The sequence below is a fragment of the Pseudomonas sp. XP2 genome, from assembly GCF_053557975.1.
The window spans coordinates 193,128-210,636 of the sequence record NZ_JBNRIK010000004.1; the positions used below are offsets into that span (position 1 = coordinate 193,128).

The window sequence follows — 17,509 nt, forward strand, 5'->3', positions numbered from 1 at the left end:
TTCACGGGGAAAAAAACAATGACAACCCTCACCCGTGCAGCGGCTTCGGCCCCTGCCGCCACCACCGAGCAGCGCCTGAATGGCCTGCTGTTACGCAAATTGATGCCACTGCTCATCGTCGTCTACGTGATGAGCTTTCTCGACCGCACCAACATCGCCCTGGCAAAAGCCAGCATGGGCATCGACCTGGGCCTGTCAGCAGCGGCCTATGGCCTGGGGGCGGGCCTGTTCTTCCTTACCTATGCATTGGCCGAAGTGCCGAGCAACCTGATCATGCACCGGGTGGGCGCACGCTTCTGGATTACCCGCATCATGATCACCTGGGGCCTGCTCTCGGCGGGCATGGCCTTCGTCCAGGGAGAAACGTCGTTCTATATCATGCGCCTGCTGCTAGGGGTGGCCGAAGCAGGCCTGTTTCCTGGGGTGATGCTGTACCTGACCTACTGGTTTGACCGTGAGCAGCGCGCCCGCGCCACGGGTTACTTCCTGCTGGGCGTGTGCCTGGCCAACATCCTCAGCGGCCCACTGGGCGGTGCCCTGCTGGAAATGGACGGCGTACTGGGCTGGCATGGCTGGCAGTGGCTGTTCGTACTCGAAGGCTTGCCCGCCGTGGCCCTGGCCGTTGTGGTGTGGAAAAAGCTGCCCGATGGCCCAGCCTCGGCGCCCTGGCTGTCGGCGGCCGACGCCCAGGACATCGAACGCCGCCTGGCGGCCGAACGGGCTGCCGCGCCCCAGCAGAGCAAGCTGGGGCAGATGTTCCGCGACCGGCAGATCTGGCTGGCGATCTCGGTGTACTTCGTGCACCAGATCACCATTTACACCGTGATTTTCTTCCTGCCCGGCATTATCGGCACTTACGCTGCGCTATCCCCCTTCCAGATAGGCCTGCTGACTGCCGTGCCGTGGGTTGCTGCTGCCATCGGTGCTGCCACCTTCCCACGCCTGGCCACCTCGCCACGCCGTTGCCGCACCCTGCTGTTTGGCGGCCTGCTGACCATGGCGACAGGGTTGCTGCTGGCGTCGCTGGCCAACTCGTTCATCGGCCTGATCGGGTTTTCCCTGACCGCGCTGATGCTGTTCGTGGTGCAGTCGATCCTGTTTGTCTTCCCGTCCAGCAGGCTGAGTGGCAGCGCCCTGGCGGCGGGCCTGGCGTTCGTTACCACCTGCGGCCTGTTTGGTGGATTCATCGGCCCGTCGGTGATGGGCCTGATCGAGCAGACCACCGGCAGCACCCGCAACGGTTTGTGGATCATTGCCGCATTGCTGGTGCTGGCAGCGTTGCTCAGTACCCGCTTGCGCCAGGGGCAAGAGCATGCGCAGTCAGCGTGACACGCCGGCGGGCCGCCCACAACGCGGCTCCAGCGCCTGCGCCAGGCGCTCCACCGCCTGTTGCAGGTCACCCGGCTGGTCACCCAGCCACACCAGTGCCAGGTACTGCTGGTATCGCCCCTGCAGGCTGAACTGCCAGCCCGGCAGTGCATGCAAGGCGGAACCTGCCAACGCCGCAACAATGCAATCCCACTCCAGCGGTTGGCGAAAACGCACCCACAGCATTCGTCCGCCCTGGGGCATCTGCAACGCCACCCGCTGACCGAACTGCAACTCCAGCGCGCGTACCAGGTACTGTGTACGTCTGTGCAGGTCGGTACGCAGCTGGACAAGCTGCATCTCGATCTGCCTTTTGCCCAGCATCAGGGCAAGCGCTTGCAGGCGCAGCGGTGCAAGCCGAAATGCCCGTTCGGCAAACGCTTTGGCCAGTGCCGCATCATGGCCCAGCACATAGGCGTAAGGTGCCTCGGCACCCACTGCCGCCTCGAATGCCCCCAGCACCAACAGCCAGCGGGGGTCGACCCAGTCGCGCAGGCGCGTGTGTGGCGGCCCGCTGTAACAGTGCTCACTGTCCAGGTCGTTTTCCAGCAACCAGACAGCATGCTGGTCCAGTAGCTGACCAAGCTGCTGCTGGTAGTGCGGCGACACCAGCCGCCCTTGTGGCATGCCCAGGCAAGACGGCATGACCAGCATGCACACCGGCTCGCCGCCCAGCAACCGGGCCAAGGCACGCAGGTCCGGGTTGCCGCGGCTATCCGCAGGCACTTCCAGCACCCGCATGCCAGCACGCGCCAAAGCGCGCAACACCTGCCAGCAACAGGGCGACTGCACCAGTACCGTCCCGCCCTGCAAGGCAAGCCCTGCGAGCACCGTCTCCAGCAACGCTTGCACGTCAGGGGCCAGTTGAACGTCCTCGGCACGCCAGTACTGGCTGGAGGAACGGGTATAACGCTCAGCCAAGGCATTGCGCAGACGGGAGTCGCCGAGCATCTCCCTGGGTGCAACGCTGCTGGCGCGCTGACGGGCCATGCGCCGCTCGTGGCCTAGCAGCGCACGCTCCAGCAGTGGCTGTACCGGCAAGGGAGACTGCGGGTACATGGGCGCTGCCTGCGCCTTTGCAGCGACCTGAGCGTAGTAGCCGGACCTCGGCAGACACTGGACCCGGCCTTCTTCCTCCAGCAGGTTGTAGGCACTCTGCACAGTCGCCAATGACACCCGCAACCGTCGGGACAGTGCACGTAACGACGGTAACTTGCAGGGGCCAACGCCTGAGCCCTGCTCGATCAACGCCTCCAGGTAGCGGTACACCTTGCGATAGGCGAACTCGCCGGGAACCGCTGGCCCTTTCAAGGCAACGCCACTGGGCTACGGCGGCGCCCCGACGAAGGCCGTGGCAGCAACCTGAGGTGCACATCGCGGCGGGCCAGGTTGCTCTGTAAGCGCCAGGCAGTCAGCGGCATGCGCCCCTCATAGATTGCCCGTAACTGCACCAGCGGCAGGCCACTGGTATTCACCAGCCAGTCCCGCACCGCATCGGGGCAGGGTTTGCCTTGCAGGGCCCGGTGCAGGTACGGCAGCGCTACCAGCATGTCTGCATGCCGGCACTGCAGAAAATGCTCGAGCTTCTTTCCCTGCCTGGCGAAGGGACTGAACAGCAGGCACACCAGTTGAGTCTGGTTGATACCGTAGGCTTTGCCCAGCGCCAGGGTGTGCCCATCGCGAGTCTTGCTATCACCCGACGGGTTCGCCAGCGAAAGCGCCGGGCGAGCGGCCTGCAGCTCCAGGCTGCGGGCGCGCAGTTGGTGCAACTGGCCCCGAGCGTTCGGATCGACGAACGCTGCCAATGGCCAGGCATCATCGGCCTTTTCGAGACCAGCACCCAACATGGCATCCAGTTGCTGCCCTTCAAGCAGATGCGGCAGCAGGTCATCTATGGCAAGTAGCCGCAACGATGCCTCCTGCGCGGCATCGCCCTGTGTGGGCTTCGCCAGGCTGCCCGGCGAGGCATCGGCTGCGCCGTGCAACCGGCTCAGCCCGTGGGCCAGCGCCGCCAGGCAGTGATGCAACACATGGGGGCCGCGCTCCCCTGCCAGGCGCAGACTACGCCGGGCCCACGCCAGGTAGCGGCGCCGCTGGCGTACGGGAATGGCAGTGATCAAGACATCGGCCGGTGTCGCGGCCTGCAGCGCAGAACACGCGGCATCCGCCAGCTCCAGGTGCAGCCGGCTACCCAGCAGGGCTTCGGGCCTGGCATCGACCATGTGCCCGAACATCAGCAGGGCGTTTCTCGCCAGCAGCCAGCGGTCGGGCGCTGCCGAAGACCGACGGCTGAAGGGCACCACTTCGCGCCCTTCGATCATCTGTAACTGAACCCGCGGGTCATCCTGCATGAACAGGGCACTGAAACTGCCCTCGTGGAATTCCAACGTATCGCTGGCAGCCACCGGCAGGCTGACCACGAGTACCCGCAACTGAAAGGTTACCGGCGCACGCAGGGCAATGCTCAGTTGTGCCGCACGCAGCATGGCCAGCAACCTGGCACTGTGGCGATCGCAACCTTGCAGTACCAGCACGCGGAACGTACCGATATACTCTGGCCCACCTGCAGCGACCAGCAAACGTTGTATCAGCAATTGAAGGGACGCGCGTTGCGCCTGTGACATTTGGCTCAACAAACGCTCGAGCACTTGTTGGTAGATATAATGCATTGCCTGATCGTGAATAGCCGTCACGAAATCACCTCATCAACTTCATGCAGCCAACGCGTGCCGAATCCTGTATTCAAGATTCAACACGCCCTGCGCTTACCCGGAAGAAATTTCCTACAATCAAATTGAAGTAATTACGTAACGCATCACTGTCGCCAGACCATCGAAAAATACTCGCCACCGCGACAGCCCGCCGCTACCAAACACAGCTCATCCTCAGGCATAGCCATGCTCATTCCACGCTCCTTGCGCAAACTATCATCGTGCCATTATCGGGGGATGCAGAGCGAATATAAGATACAGATCGGGGTAAAAAAACCATTCAGCACGACGGCGGATATACACTGAACGCCGAGCCGAAATCGTTCAAGACCGAATTGTTGGCGGAATATTTCCACAAAACGCCAGGCCATCGCCTTATATGTAGTCCGCGACTGATTTTAATGTAGGAATATTCTTATAGTTGGCATTTAAATCATTCTGTTTCGCGCACAAAAAACCCGGGACTCAGCCCGGGTTCATCAGCAATGCAAACAGCTGTCAGTGTTGCGCCATGTCCAGTACCACCCGCCCACCACAAGGGCATTGGTCCATGTAACGATGCGCCTCCACCACCTGCTCGAACGGATACACCTTGATGATTTGCGGTGTCAGCAACTGGTCGGCGGTGAACTGGTTGATATCGCGCAAGGCACGCTGCAGCGCGACCTGGTCCTGGCTGATGCCAAGCTCCGGCTTGCCGGTGAAGTTACCGATGCAATGCACGTAGAACTGGATGTTCTTCTGGAAGGCTGCACAGGCCGGGAACGGCGTCTGGTTACCGCCTTGCAGGCCATACAGGACCAGGCTGCCACGTGGCGCCAGCACATCGCCCAGCAGCGACATCTGCGGACCGCCCATACCATCGAGGACCATGTCCACGCCGCGGCCATCGGTGTACTTGCCAACCTGCAGCAACAGGTCCTGTTCCTCCGTGACAATCACCTTGTCGGCCCCCAGGCCCAACAGGTAATCCCGCTGCTCCGCTTCTTTGGTAGCAGCAAACACCTTCAGCCCCAGGGCCTTGCCCAACTGGACGAAAGCGGGGCCGGCACAATGGCTGGCATCGGTTACCAGCGCGGTCTGCCCGGCCTTGGCCCGGGCCAGGTCAACGTAGGCGAAATAGGCGATCAGCAACGGCGTGTAGTGCACGCTCGCCTCGATCGGCGTGAGCACATCCGGGTAACGGGTAATGGCCGTACGCGGTAGCACGATGACATCGCCATACACGGGGTGATCGTTGGCACTGGTGGCCGGGAAGCTGGCGACGCGGTCGCCCACCGCAATGTCCTCGACCCCTTCACCGACCGCAGTCACCACCCCGGCCATTTCGTGGCCGATGCCCGCCGGCAGGCGTGCCTGGGACGGCGCCAGGTTCTGGCGCCAGAGCACGTCATACCAGCTGACGCCAATCGCCTGGACGCGGATCTGTACCTCGTCGGCAGCGGGTGACGGTTCGGCCTGCTCCTCGCAACGGAGCACATCGGCAGCGCCGAACTTGTGGAAACGGATCATGCGGGACATCGCATACCTCGCCTTTGTGAACCTCTAATTACCACTGACTTTATCCGGGCTTTGACGGTTAGACCATCAGTGGTCATTAATAGTCGACATGCTTGTCATCGATTGGGCACCTGACTTTCCCTGCAATGGGTCCCCCTAAACCCGTGCAGGGTAACAGCCTTTGGCCGTAAGATTCACCCCTGCCCCACTTTAGGCGAAGCGCACCGATGAATCGAAACGACCTGCGTCGCGTAGACCTCAACCTGCTGATCGTGTTCGAAACGCTGATGCATGAGCGCAGCGTGACCCGCGCTGCGGAAAAACTGTTCCTCGGCCAGCCGGCCATCAGCGCGGCCTTGTCGCGCCTGCGCAACCTGTTCGACGACCCGCTGTTTGTGCGCACCGGCCGCAGCATGGAACCCTCGGCGCGGGCCCACGAGATATTCGCCCTGCTGTCCCCGGCGCTGGATTCGATTTCCACTGCAGTCAGCCGCGCTGCCGAGTTCGACCCCGCCACCAGCAACGCAGTGTTCCGCATCGGCCTGTCGGACGATGCCGAGTTCGCCCTGCTACCACAGCTGCTCAAGCGCATCCGCGCCGAAGCGCCGGGCATCGTGCTGGTGGTGCGGCGGGTCAACTACCTGCTGATGCCGACGTTGCTGGCCTCGGGCGAGATTTCGGTGGGGGTCAGCTACACCAGCGAACTACCGGCCAACGCCAAGCGCAAGGTACTGCGCCGCAGCATGCCGAAGCTGCTGCGTGCCGACAGTGTGCCCGGCAGCATCACCCTGGACGACTTCTGCGCGCGGCCGCATGCGCTGGTGTCGTTTGCCGGTGACCTGTCCGGGTTCATCGACGAAGCCCTGGAAGAGATTGGCCGCAAGCGCCACGTGGTGCTGGCGGTGCCGCAGTTCAACGGGCTGGGGAGTTTGCTGGCGGGGACAGACATCGTGGCCACTGTGCCGGACTATACGGCCGATGTGCTGACCGCGGCGGGCGGATTGCGGGCCGAGGACCTGCCGATATCGGTGCGCAGTTTCGAACTGCACATGGCCTGGCGCGGGGCGCAAGACAACGACCCGGCGGAGCGGTGGTTGCGGTCGCGAATTCAGATGTTCTTTGGCGACCCTGACAGTCTATAGGCGGCCAAGAAGCCTTCCGGGGTCATGCTGCGCCTGATGGGGGAATGGTTGTACCAGCGCTCATTTACTCCATTATTGCGACAGCTCGAACAAACCCGGCCGAGGCATGGCGGATCTTGTACGGAAAACAACTCACCAGAAAACCGAAATCAGGTAACTGCTCCAGGTTGGCCAGCTTTTCCATCTGCCCATAACCGATATCCCGCCCGGCCTTGTGCCCTTCCCAGATGATTGAAGCATCTCCCGTTTCACTGACGCATAGTGCCAGGGCGCATCCATGTGCGTGACAGGTCCAGCAAGGCGATTTCCACCCTGCGCTTGTGCGCTGCATAAGATAGTTGAGGTGACGCCGGCTGGCCTTCGTCCATGCGAGCCGGCAACTCACCGCCGTACACCACGACGCTGCTGGCATACACCAGCACCGGTGGCCAATTGGGGTTGCGCAACTGGTTGAGCAGCTCGAGGCTGGCTTGCAGGTTCACCGGGTAACCCCCAGCGGGCTGTTGAAGTACCAGAACCAGTTGGAGCCCAGCAGGTGCCGGCCTGGGCCCCAAAAGCTGGTCCAGCCGTTCTGCTGGAAGCGCGTGCCAGCCAGCAGCACCTCGGTGCCGCTGCCCATGTGGAAGGTGAAGTGCTCGCAGCCCTGCATGTGCGGCGGCGTCTGAATCATGAACAGGCAGTGGTGGTCGTCCATGCCGGCTGTGCGCATGAACGGGCCGACGCCCATGAAGCTGTCGGTGGTGACGAAGCCCAGGCGGTCGCGATAGAACGCTTTCCTACGTCCGGTCTGCTTCCAGAATTACCCGGACGAGTTACTGCCCCCGGCGCTGCAAAATACCAATCCGCTGGGATTATTGCGATTAGTAGACGGTGAAATGCGCCGCTCAAGCGTGGCAGATTGATCAGCTCCATTTGAACTCTCAGGGCATCTGAAACCGCACTCTATTTCTGCATTCCAGGTACTCGCAATGCGTCAGCTGACAACGCGTCGCGTATTCGAGCAACGGAGCTTGCAGTGATCGGCACTCCGGAGTTGCCCCAGGCACCTCGGACAAAGTTCAACACCTGGGCCACCTCATTGTCGCTCAGGCGCCACCCCAGCGGCGGCATGCTGAACGACGTCGGTGCGGCGTGGGTCGAAGGCAATGTCCCGCCTTCAAGCACCAGGCGAATCAACGATTGCGGATCGTCGACATTCAGCACAGGGTTAGCGGCCAATGCAGGAAAGACCTGCGCGTAGCCCTTGCCGTCACTGCGGTGGCAAGCCATGCAGTTATCCGCGTAGAGCCTTGCGCCCAGGGTCGGAGTCAGGCCGTCATGCAGTGCCTGATAGGTGGCAGGGTCCGCAACGTGAGGGCGATCGTCCGGATCGAGCGCTGGCAACTGCTTGAGGTATCGGGCGATCGCCAACCGGTCTTCATCGGTCAGATACTGCAGGCTGTGCACCACCACTTCACTCATACTGCCGAAGACTGCCGCTTTGTCCGTTCGCCCGGTCTTGAAAAAGTCGACCAGCTCAGCCTCGCTCCAGCTTCCCAGGCCGTGTCGATGATCCCCCCTGAGGTTTTTTCCGACCCACCCTTCCTGCGCGTCACCACCTGCGAGAAATGCTTCGCCTTCGCTAGCGCCGAGCGCTTTTTCCTGCAGGCTGAACGCACGCGGCGTATGGCAGGCGCCGCAATGGCCGAGCCCTTCTACCAAGTACGCGCCCCGCGCAAGCACAGGGTCTTGCATCGGCGTGTCAGCAGCAGCCGTGTCGACGCTTGGTGCGAACAGGTTGCGCCACACATGCAGTGGCCAACGCATCGATAGCGGCCAGGGAATGTTCGGGGCCTGAGTAGCTTGGGTCACCGGCGTGACACCGTGCATGAAGTACGCGTACAGCGCCTGCATGTCTTCATCGGACACCCGCGCATACGACGGATAAGGCATCGCCGGATACAGGCTGTAACCGGCCTTGGCGACGCCATGGCGAACAGCCTTGTCAAAGTCCTCGAAACGGTATGTCCCGATACCGGTTTGACGGTCCGGGGTGATGTTGGTGGAGTACACCACGCCAATCGGCGTTGCCATCGGCAGGCCGCCGGCAAACGGCTTGCCATCCTTGGCAGTGTGGCAAGCGACGCAGTCCCCCGCTCGTGCCAGATAACGGCCCTTGGCAACCAAGGGGTCTTCGCCAGCGTGCGCAGGTGTAGCCAACAAACCCGCATAGGCCAGCAATGAGGCGAGGTATTTCATATTTGCGTACCTCATGCTTGCACCATCGGCCCGGGGTTGGGCAGGTAGTGCTCACGGATGTGGTGCGCGGCCCAATAGGTCAAGGCCCCCACCAGACCGGTCGGGTTATAGCCGAAGTTCTGCGGGAATGCCGACGCACCCGTGACGAACACGTTATGTACGTCCCAGCATTGCAGGAATCGGTTGACGACACTGGAGGCGGGGTCGCTGCCCATTATCGCGCCACCCGTGGTGTGGGTACTCTGATAGACCCGGGTGTCGTAATGACTGCCGGGCTTCTTGGCATTGTTCTCGACGCTGCCACCGAGCACCTCGGCGATACGCTGCGCCTTGTCCACGGTGTACTGGGTCATCTTGAACTCGTTGTCGTGCCAGTCGAAGGTGATGCGCAGCAGCGGCTGGCCGTAGGCATCGCGGTAGGTCGGGTCCAGGCTCAGGTAGCTGTCGCGATAGGCCATGACCGAACCTTGAGCGTTGATGCCCATCAGGCGTTGATAACTGTCCTGGGTCGCGGCTTTCCAGCCCTTGCCCCACTTGGGCGCAGCCTTGGGTGTGGTCGCCTGGCCGATGGGGCGCCCACCGGTGCGGTTGTGACGAATGTTCGCCCCGCCAAGGAAGCCCAGCGGCGCGTGGTCGAAGTTGTCACCGTTGAAGTCGTCGATGGCCTGGCCACCGGCACCGGCGCCAATGAACGGATTGAGTTGCGTGCCCTTGGGCAGCATCACGCTGACACCGCCATTCATCTGGTACGCATAGTTCTTGCCCACCACCCCATCCCCGCTGACCGGGTCATAGGGCTTGCCGATCCCCGACAGCAGCAACAGGCGCACGTTGTGCAGCTGGAAGGCCGTGAGGATCACCAGTTGCGCGGGTTGCTCGACCTCGCGGCCCTGGGCATCGATGTAGGTCACCCCAGTGGCCAGTTTGCCGCTGCTGTCGAGGTTGACCTTGATCACCTGCGCCTGGGTTTTGACCTTGAAATTCGGACGTTTGAGCAGCACCGGCAGGATCGTGGTCTGCGGCGCGCCTTTGGAATACATGTAGCACCCGTAGTTCTCGCAGAACCCGCAGAAGTTGCACGGCCCCATGCGCACACCGTAGGGGTTGGTGTAAGGCTCGGAGGCGTTGGCGGCAGGAATCGGGAACGGCTCGTAGCCCAGTTCGCGTGCGGCCTTGGCGAACAACTGCGCGCCATACACATCTTTCAGCGCTGGCAGTGGAAACTCGCTGCTGCGTGGTGCTTCAAAACGGTTGCCACCCTTGACCACGGTGCCGTTGAGGTTACCGGCCTTGCCAGCGATCCCTGCAACCGCTTCAAAACGGGCAAAGTACGGCTCGAGCTCTTCGTAGCTGACGCCGAAGTCCTGGATCGTCATGCCCTGGGGGATGAAGTGCTTGCCATAACGCTCTTCGTAATGGCTGCGCAGGCGCAGGTCACTCGCCTGGGCGCGCCAGGTCAGGCCGTTCCAGTGAAAGCCCGAGCCACCGACACCGGTGCCGAGCAGGATCGATCCATGCTGGCGGTACGGTACCGCGACACCGCTGATGTTGTGCCGGAACGTGACCGTCTCGCGGGCCAGGTCCTGGTAAAGCTTGCCGCGCACGGTGTACGCCAGCTCGTCGATAACGTTGGGGTAGTTCGCCGTGGTGGGCGTGTCCTGCATCTCGCCGCGCTCAAGGGCCAGTACCTGCAGGCCCGCGTCGGTCATTTCCATGCCCATGATCGAGCCAGTCCAGCCCAGGCCGACCAGCACCACGTCCACCGGGGGATGTTTGATCGCCATGTCTACCCCCTTTGCCCACTGATCGACACCGGCCCCAGCGGATAGCGCTCGCCGGGGTGGTCGATCCAGTCCATGAAGTCGGCACGGGCACCGGGGAAACCGATCATCTTCCACCCCGCCATATCACGATTGCCGCCGTAGACAGGGTCGGCGAAGTAACCTTCGCGGGTGTTGCGCAGCAGCTGATTGAAGAACTGCGAACTGGGCAACGCTTCCAACGGCACCTTACCCTCTTCCAGCAGGTGCAACACCTGCGCCTGCATCAGGCTGGCGAGCCCGGCAAAAGGTTGGCCGTGGGTTTGCCGGCACCACTGATCGCAGCCGGCAATGCCCAGCCGCAGAATGTCCCGGGGCGCAAGGCGGCCTTGATAGCCGAGCTCCGGCAGCTGATCGGTAATGAACGGACCTTGGCTGTAGAACAACGCGCCGTGGCCGTAGGGCGTGTCCATCTGACGATCGATGAACCCGGGGATGCCACAGGCGATGGCGCCTGGCCCAAGTTCATCGGTGGGGATCAGTCGTTCACAGGCCGCCTGCACGAACGCCCATTCAACGTCTGTGAAGAACCGTGGTCGATAGTCGTCCGGCTGCAGTTGCGGGGTGGCTGGCTGACGAGGTGTATCGCCGAAAGCGGTCGGAACGCCGTGGCTGGCTAGCGTCACCAGCGGGATTAGCGCCAGGCCGCCTTGCAGGAAGCGGCGGCGCGCATTGGGGGTATCGGACATGGGGCTACTCCATGCGGGGCTTGTTGTTCTTATGGGTGCTCAGTCACAGGGGGCAGCGCCTGCCCCCTGTGACAGGCTTTAGCGGTCGACGCCGCCGAGGCACACGTACTTGATTTCCAGATAGTCTTCGATGCCGTAGCGCGAACCTTCGCGGCCAAGGCCCGATTGCTTGACGCCTCCGAACGGCGCCATCTCGTTGGCGATTGCCGCAGTGTTGACGCCGACCATGCCGTATTCGAGGTCTTCGCTGACGCGCAGCACGCGGCCGATATCGCGGCTGTAGAAGTAGCTGGCCAGGCCGAACTCCGTGGCGTTGGCCAGCTCGACCACCTCGTCCTCGCTGGAGAAGCGGAACAGTGGCGCCAGTGGCCCGAACGTTTCCTCGTGGGCCACTTTCATCTGCGCGGTAACTTCAGTGAGCACGGTCGGCTCGAAGAAGCTGCCACCCAGCGCGTGGCGTTGGCCACCTGCGATCAGCCGCGCGCCTTTCTCAAGGGCATCACTGATGTGCTCTTCGACCTTGCGCACGGCGTTCTCATCGATCATCGGGCCTTGGGTCACACCGGCCTCTACACCATTACCCAGGCGCAGGCCCGAGGCAGCAGCGGCGAGCTTCTCGGCAAACCGTTCGTAGATACCGTCCTGCACATAGATACGGTTGGCGCAGACGCAGGTCTGCCCGGCATTGCGGAACTTCGACAGCATCGCGCCTTCCACGGCCAGGTCGAGGTCGGCGTCATCGAAGACAATGAACGGCGCGTTGCCGCCCAGTTCCATGGACACCTTCTTCACGGTCTCGGCGCATTGCCCAATCAGCCGCTTGCCCACCGGCGTGGAGCCGGTGAAGCTGAACTTGCGCACCAGCGGGTGGCCGGTCAGCACGCTGCCGATCTGGGTCGCGCTGCCGGTGACCACACTGAACACGCCAGCGGGGATACCGGCGCGTTCGGCCAGGGCCGCCAGGGCCAGGGCCGACAGTGGTGTCTGGCTGGCCGGGCGCAGCACCATCGGGCAACCGGCGGCCAGGGCCGGGGCCACCTTGCGGGTAATCATCGCGTGGGGGAAGTTCCACGGCGTGATGGCCGCCGTGACGCCGATCGGCTCCTTGGTGACGATGATGCGCTTGTCTGCCGAGGGCTGCGGGATGGTGTCGCCGTAGACGCGCTTGGCTTCCTCGGCAAACCACTGCACGAAGGACATGCCGTTGCCCAATTCGCCACGGGCTTCGGCCAGTGGCTTGCCTTGTTCGGCGGTCAGCAGGCGGGCGAGGTCCTCCTGATTTTCGAGCATGAGCGCGTACCAGCGCTGCAGCAGCTCGGCGCGCTCCTTGGCGGTCTTGCGCTTCCACGGTTTGAAGGCACGGTGCGCAGCCAGCACCGCGCGTTCGGCTTCGGCGGCGCCCATTTGCGGAATGCGCGCCAGTTCTTCGCCGGTGGCAGGGTTGGTGACAGCAAAGGTTTCGCCGGAATCGGCACTCACCCAGAGGCCGTCGATGAACGCCTGTTGTTTGAGCAAAGAAGGGTCTTTGAGTTCGAGCATCGGTCAGTTGTCCTGGGCAGGTTCAGTGGATGGGTGGCTCGGGCACGGCTTCGCCGGCCTGCAGAAAATCGAAGTCGCAGCCTTCATTGGCCTGGGTCACGTGCTGCTGGTAGAGCGCAGCGAAGGAGCGACCGTAGGTCTTGTGCTGCGGCACATGCCCAGCACGGCGGCGGGCCAGCTCGTCGTCACTGACGCGCATGTTCAGCGTGCCGGCGGCGACGTCCAGGTCGATGATGTCGCCTGTGCGCACCAGTGCCAGCGGCCCGCCAACGGCGGCTTCGGGCGCCACGTGCAGGACGCAACTGCCATAGTGGGTGCCGCTCATGCGCGAGTCGGAGATGCGCAGCAGGTCACGCACCCCGGCCTCCAGCAGGCGTTTGGGGATCGGCAGGTTGCCCCACTCGGGCATGCCCGGCGCGCCTACGGGACCGGCGTTACGCAGAATCAGCACGGTGTCCGCAGTGACCTCCAGGGCCGGGTCGTCGATCATCCGGCTGAGGGTCTCATGGTCATCGAAGACCAGTGCCGGGCCGCTGTGGCGGCGCAGGCGTGGGTCGGCCGCGGAGGACTTCATGACCGCGCCATCGGGGCACAGGTTGCCGCGCAGCAGCGCCAGGGTCGCGCCTTGCTCGAGGCTGACCACCGGGTTGTCGAGGGGGCGAATGATGTCATCGTCGTAGCACGGTGCATCGGCCAGCAGGCTGTCCCAGCTCTGGCCGGTGGCACCTTCGCATTCCAGGTGCAGGTGCGGTTCGATCTTGCGCATCAGTGCGCGCAGGCCGCCGGCGAAATGGTAGTCCTCCATCAGCGCCGTGCCGGACGGGAACAGGTTGAGCAGCACCGGGATCTTCGCGGCCGCCGCTGCCAGCTGGTCGAGGGTCAGGTCGATGCCGGCGCGCCGGGCAATGGCGATCAGGTGGATCGCCGCGTTGGTCGAGCCGCCCATGGCCATGTACACCGCCACGCCGTTGGCGACATGCTTGTCGGTCAACCAGGTCGAGGGACGGCGGTCGCGCCAGACCAGGTCGACGATGACCGAACCACACTGCGAGGCCATCCGCGGGTGCGCACCGTCAGCGGCGGGAATGCTCGATGCACCGGGCAAGGTAAAGCCCATTGCGTCGGCGATGCTGGTCATGGTCGAGGCCGTACCGACGGTGTTGCAGGTGCCGATCGAGCGGGTCATGGCGCCTTCGAGCTCTTCCCAGGCGACCGTGTCGATCAGCCCCAGGCGGCGTTCATCCCAGTACTTCTTGGTGTGGGTGCCAGCGCCGGTCTTGACGCCGCGCCATTGGCCGTTGGACATCGGCCCGGCCGGACAGTAGATCACCGGCAGGTCCATGCTCAGTGCCCCCATCAGCAAACCCGGGGTGGACTTGTCGCAGCCACCCAGCAGCACGGCGCCGTCGATCGGCAACGAGCGCAGCAACTCTTCGGCCTCCATCGCCAGCAGGTTGCGATAGAGCATGGTGGTCGGCTTGACCATCACCTCGCCCACCGACTGCACCGGCAACTCCACCGGAAAGCCGCCCGCTGCCCAGGCACCGCGCTTGACCGCTTCGGCACGTTCACGCAGGTGCGAATGGCAGGGCGACATCTCGCTCCAGGTATTGAGGATGGCAATCACCGGCTTGCCCATGAACTCTTCACGGCGCAGGCCGATCTGCTGCAGACGCTGACGGTGGGCGAACGCACGGATGGTGTCTGGAGCAAACCACCGCTGGCTGCGCAGTTCTTCGATTTTCTTGTGTTTTTCGGACATGAGCTAAGCCTTTGAACAAGGGCGCGACGAAAAATCGTAGCGCTGCGAAATTCTCTTTAAGGAGCATACTCAGATCGATTTCGTAGCGCTACGATTTTTTTCCCTGAAGAAGTGCCCTGACGCCAATCAGGCTGGATTACTGAATCGACAACCCTGCATCGACAACGAAGTTCTGGCCGGTGCAGCCACGGCTGTCGTCGCTGGCCAGGAACAGCGCCAGGCGCGCGCAGTCGCTGGCATCCAGGCGGAACTTGAGCATCTGCTGGTCGATGAAGGCCTGGCTGGCCGCCTCCAGGCCAGCGGGGTCGGCGGCCCACATGGCATCCTGGCGCTCGGTGCGGATGGCGCCCGGTACCAGGCTGTTGACCCGGATGCCCTGCCCGCCCAGTTCACGTGCCAGGGTACGGGTCATGCCGTTCAACGCCGCTTTGGCGGTGGTGTAGCAGACCATCCCGGGGCGCCCGCGCATCCAGGAGATCGACCCCATGTTGATGATTGCCCCGCTGCCGCGACGCGCCATGCGGGGCGCAACCGCCTGGGCCGCGAAGAAGGCGTGGCGCAGGTTGGTCTGCATGCGCTCGTCCCAGTACTCGACGCTGATATCGGCCAAGGCATGACGGTCATCGCGGGCGGCGTTGTTGATCAGCACATCGACGGCGCCCCAGGTACGCTCCACTTCTGCCACGCAGGCCTGCAACCGCTCGATGTCGCGTACATCGCAAGGCAGGAACAGCGAGTTGGCTCCCAGCGCCTGTGCCAGCCCTTGCCCCGCTTCGGCATCGAGATCGAGAAAGGCCACGCGGCTGCCCTGAGCAACGAAGGCTTCGACAAAGGCGCGGCCAATGCCTGAAGCACCTCCGCTGATGAGGACCACCTTGTCGGCGAGGCTTGGATATTGCGTATCGGTATGACGGTTCATGATAGGAAGCTCGTGAATGCGTGGGAAAGGTTCAGCCTGCGAACAGCGGTTCCGCGCAGCCGGGCACATTGACCCGGGTGGCGAACACACAGCCGGACAACGGCCAGTCGGCGAGTTCTTCGGCACTGCGGTTTTCGCGGGAACTGGTGATGTACAGCGTGCGCAGGTCCTCACCGCCGAAGGCGACCATCGTCGGCCAACGCGTCGGCAGCTGGATTTCGTCCAGCACCTGCCCGTCAGGGCTCAGGCGCAACACCCGGCCGCCGTCGAACTGCGCGCTCCAGTAACAACCGGCGCTGTCAAAAGCCGCGCCATCAGGACGCCCGCCGCTGCCCCGCGCAAACTCGCGCAGCAGTTGCCGTGGGCCGGGCTGGCCATCCTCATCCAGTGGGTAGCGGTAAAGCACATGGTTCGGCGTGTCGCTGTGGTAGGCCCACGCGCGGTCCGGGCTGAAGGCCAGGCCGTTGGACACCATCACATCGCCCGCCATGACCTGGGCGCGATGCTCGGCATCGACCCGCAGCAGTTGCCCGCCATTACGGTCACGCGGCTGCCACAACGTGCCGGCCCAGAAGCGCCCCCAGGGGTCGACGCGGCCATCGTTGAAACGGCTGTACTCGGCGCCCGTCGGGTTCTCGGCCAGGCGCTCGCCCAGCTGCCCCTGGGCATCGAGCAGGTAGATACCACTGCGCAGCGCGACAATGAAGCCGCCTTGCTCGCGCAGGCCGAAACAGCCGAGTTCCTCGGGCAATTGCAGTGTGCTCACGCTGCCATCGCGAGGGTCAAGGCGATGCAGCCGCCCGGCCAGGATATCGGCCCAGTACAGGACCTGTTCACGGACCGACCAGACCGGGCACTCGCCCAGCTCCGACGGCTGCCGGACCACACAGTTCAACGTTTCATTCATGCAGGGTTCTCCAGGTTGCCGCTGGCAGGCAGCAAGCGCAACTCACGTTCGATCGACGCCCCCGGCGCCAGCCAGACCAGGCCGTGCGCCGTGGGCTCAGGGAAGTTGATGGCATTGTTCAGGTGGCTGACCGGCTCGACCGCGATGAAATCCGCAGGCGCTGGCGGCGTGAACACCACCAGGTGCCCAAGCCCTGGGCCCGCCTGCAGGCGCAGGCCGACCTGAGCGTCGGGCCAATACAGGCTGGCGCGAGCATCCCAGCCCTCGAAGCAGTTATCCAGGCCCACTGCACCTGCCGCGCGGGGCTGGCTGAAGTCCCAGGCCTCGGGCAGCGCCGCACGCTTGAGCGGCAGGCCATCCGGCCCGGCCTGCCAGACCTGCGCGGCGCTAAAGCCCAGCTGCAGCTCACCCTGGCGCTCGAAGTACGGGTGCCAGCCAAGCCCTGCCGGCATCGGCTGCTCACCCAGGTTGGTGAGCCCCAGGTGCAGGTACAGCCCCTCCTCGCTCAGGACGAGGCTCTGCCAGGCAACGAAATCCCACGGCCAATCCTCGGCATCGATGCCGCAGGCGGTGTGACGCAAGCTCAGCCTGCAGCTTTGCGGCGAGTGGCCATCGACCTGCCATGCCCGCTGCCAGCCAAGGCCGTGCAGCGGGTGCGGATGGTCGCCGAAGTTGCCGCGCAGTTGCTGCGCTTGGCCGTTGGCGCTAAAGCGCCCGTGGGCGATCCGGTTGGAGTACGGCACCAGCGGATAGCAGGCGCTGCGCCGCACGCTGTCGCTGCCGTCCCAAGGGCGCAACAGCTCGAAGCGGCCCAGGCGCAGGTAACCCAGCGCGCCGCCAAGGCTTGGCAACACCCCGGCACTCAAGGCACCGCAGGTGAGTTTCAGCAGCGGGTGCACGGTGTGACTCATCGG

At 63.7% G+C, this 17,509-nt stretch carries 13 protein-coding genes and 3 pseudogenes; 2 read left to right on the top strand and 14 right to left on the bottom strand.

What is annotated here, in order from left to right; genetic code table 11:
* Positions 1-18: 18 nt before the first annotated feature.
* On the top strand, positions 19-1,329 hold the full coding sequence (locus ACK1VC_RS07270; protein WP_191087551.1) for an MFS transporter: 1,311 nt from the start codon (positions 19-21) through the stop codon (positions 1,327-1,329).
* Here the strand turns inward: ACK1VC_RS07270 and ACK1VC_RS07275 are convergent.
* From ACK1VC_RS07275 to ACK1VC_RS07285, 3 genes are all read right to left on the bottom strand, one after another.
* The gene (locus tag ACK1VC_RS07275) at positions 1,321-2,679 is read right to left on the bottom strand and encodes an aminotransferase class I/II-fold pyridoxal phosphate-dependent enzyme (protein ID WP_016486428.1); all 1,359 of its coding nucleotides are present in this window, start codon (positions 2,677-2,679) and stop codon (positions 1,321-1,323) included. The genes ACK1VC_RS07270 and ACK1VC_RS07275 overlap by 9 nt on opposite strands.
* Positions 2,676-4,061: a hypothetical protein gene (locus tag ACK1VC_RS07280; RefSeq protein ID WP_191087550.1), complete on the bottom strand. Its 1,386-nt coding sequence runs from the start codon at positions 4,059-4,061 to the stop codon at positions 2,676-2,678. Before ACK1VC_RS07280 ends, ACK1VC_RS07275 begins: the two co-directional genes overlap by 4 nt.
* A gap of 516 nt (positions 4,062-4,577) precedes the next feature.
* Positions 4,578-5,600 (bottom strand): zinc-dependent alcohol dehydrogenase family protein, encoded by a 1,023-nt coding sequence (locus ACK1VC_RS07285; protein WP_016486425.1) that lies wholly within the window; start codon positions 5,598-5,600, stop codon positions 4,578-4,580.
* Positions 5,601-5,806: 206 nt separating this feature from the next.
* Between ACK1VC_RS07285 and ACK1VC_RS07290 the strand changes: the two genes are divergently transcribed.
* Positions 5,807-6,721 carry a LysR family transcriptional regulator gene (locus ACK1VC_RS07290; protein WP_016486424.1) on the top strand — a complete coding sequence of 305 codons (915 nt, stop codon included), beginning with the start codon at positions 5,807-5,809 and terminating at the stop codon, positions 6,719-6,721.
* A gap of 64 nt (positions 6,722-6,785) precedes the next feature.
* Here the strand turns inward: ACK1VC_RS07290 and ACK1VC_RS07295 are convergent.
* The 11 genes and pseudogenes from ACK1VC_RS07295 to ACK1VC_RS07345 all read right to left on the bottom strand — a co-directional run.
* A pseudogene (locus tag ACK1VC_RS07295) lies at positions 6,786-6,971 on the bottom strand (cyclase family protein); the annotation flags it as partial.
* Positions 6,972-7,002: 31 nt separating this feature from the next.
* Positions 7,003-7,212 (bottom strand): annotated as a pseudogene (locus tag ACK1VC_RS07300) (NAD-dependent epimerase/dehydratase family protein); the annotation flags it as partial.
* Positions 7,212-7,496 (bottom strand): annotated as a pseudogene (locus ACK1VC_RS07305) (VOC family protein); the annotation flags it as partial. The pseudogenes ACK1VC_RS07305 and ACK1VC_RS07300, both read right to left, overlap by 1 nt.
* Positions 7,497-7,663: 167 nt before the next feature.
* A complete protein-coding gene (locus ACK1VC_RS07310; RefSeq protein WP_102688877.1) occupies positions 7,664-8,959 on the bottom strand; it encodes a cytochrome c in 1,296 nt (431 codons plus the stop codon).
* Between the two features lie 11 nt (positions 8,960-8,970).
* A complete protein-coding gene (locus ACK1VC_RS07315; RefSeq protein ID WP_191087549.1) occupies positions 8,971-10,743 on the bottom strand; it encodes a GMC family oxidoreductase in 1,773 nt (590 codons plus the stop codon).
* A gap of 2 nt (positions 10,744-10,745) precedes the next feature.
* Positions 10,746-11,468: a gluconate 2-dehydrogenase subunit 3 family protein gene (locus ACK1VC_RS07320; RefSeq protein ID WP_016486308.1), complete on the bottom strand. Its 723-nt coding sequence runs from the start codon at positions 11,466-11,468 to the stop codon at positions 10,746-10,748.
* 78 nt (positions 11,469-11,546) lie between these two features.
* Complete coding sequence (locus tag ACK1VC_RS07325) at positions 11,547-13,007, bottom strand: 3-sulfolactaldehyde dehydrogenase (RefSeq protein ID WP_016486307.1); 1,461 nt, start codon at positions 13,005-13,007, stop codon at positions 11,547-11,549.
* A gap of 22 nt (positions 13,008-13,029) precedes the next feature.
* A complete protein-coding gene (locus tag ACK1VC_RS07330; protein WP_449117930.1) occupies positions 13,030-14,769 on the bottom strand; it encodes a 6-deoxy-6-sulfo-D-gluconate dehydratase in 1,740 nt (579 codons plus the stop codon).
* Positions 14,770-14,905: 136 nt separating this feature from the next.
* The gene (locus ACK1VC_RS07335; protein ID WP_191087547.1) at positions 14,906-15,688 is read right to left on the bottom strand and encodes a sulfoquinovose 1-dehydrogenase; all 783 of its coding nucleotides are present in this window, start codon (positions 15,686-15,688) and stop codon (positions 14,906-14,908) included.
* 31 nt (positions 15,689-15,719) lie between these two features.
* The gene (locus ACK1VC_RS07340) at positions 15,720-16,595 is read right to left on the bottom strand and encodes a 6-deoxy-6-sulfogluconolactonase (RefSeq protein ID WP_016486304.1); all 876 of its coding nucleotides are present in this window, start codon (positions 16,593-16,595) and stop codon (positions 15,720-15,722) included.
* On the bottom strand, positions 16,592-17,506 hold the full coding sequence (locus ACK1VC_RS07345; protein ID WP_191087861.1) for an aldose 1-epimerase: 915 nt from the start codon (positions 17,504-17,506) through the stop codon (positions 16,592-16,594). The genes ACK1VC_RS07340 and ACK1VC_RS07345 overlap by 4 nt, the downstream gene beginning before the upstream one ends.
* Between the last annotated feature and the right edge of the window lie 3 nt (positions 17,507-17,509).

Excerpts from the sequence above, each read along its gene's own strand:
- ACK1VC_RS07285 (WP_016486425.1), bottom strand. The coding sequence starts at position 5,600 with ATGTCCCGCATGATCCGTTTCCACAAGTTCGGCGCTGCCGATGTGCTC.
- ACK1VC_RS07320 (WP_016486308.1), bottom strand. The coding sequence starts at position 11,468 with ATGTCCGATACCCCCAATGCGCGCCGCCGCTTCCTGCAAGGCGGCCTG.
- ACK1VC_RS07325 (WP_016486307.1), bottom strand. The coding sequence starts at position 13,007 with ATGCTCGAACTCAAAGACCCTTCTTTGCTCAAACAACAGGCGTTCATC.
- ACK1VC_RS07270 (WP_191087551.1), top strand. The coding sequence starts at position 19 with ATGACAACCCTCACCCGTGCAGCGGCTTCGGCCCCTGCCGCCACCACC.
- ACK1VC_RS07335 (WP_191087547.1), bottom strand. The coding sequence starts at position 15,688 with ATGAACCGTCATACCGATACGCAATATCCAAGCCTCGCCGACAAGGTG.
- ACK1VC_RS07315 (WP_191087549.1), bottom strand. The coding sequence starts at position 10,743 with ATGGCGATCAAACATCCCCCGGTGGACGTGGTGCTGGTCGGCCTGGGC.
- ACK1VC_RS07310 (WP_102688877.1), bottom strand. The coding sequence starts at position 8,959 with ATGAAATACCTCGCCTCATTGCTGGCCTATGCGGGTTTGTTGGCTACA.
- ACK1VC_RS07340 (WP_016486304.1), bottom strand. The coding sequence starts at position 16,595 with ATGAATGAAACGTTGAACTGTGTGGTCCGGCAGCCGTCGGAGCTGGGC.
- ACK1VC_RS07345 (WP_191087861.1), bottom strand. The coding sequence starts at position 17,506 with ATGAGTCACACCGTGCACCCGCTGCTGAAACTCACCTGCGGTGCCTTG.
- ACK1VC_RS07290 (WP_016486424.1), top strand. The coding sequence starts at position 5,807 with ATGAATCGAAACGACCTGCGTCGCGTAGACCTCAACCTGCTGATCGTG.
- ACK1VC_RS07330 (WP_449117930.1), bottom strand. The coding sequence starts at position 14,769 with ATGTCCGAAAAACACAAGAAAATCGAAGAACTGCGCAGCCAGCGGTGG.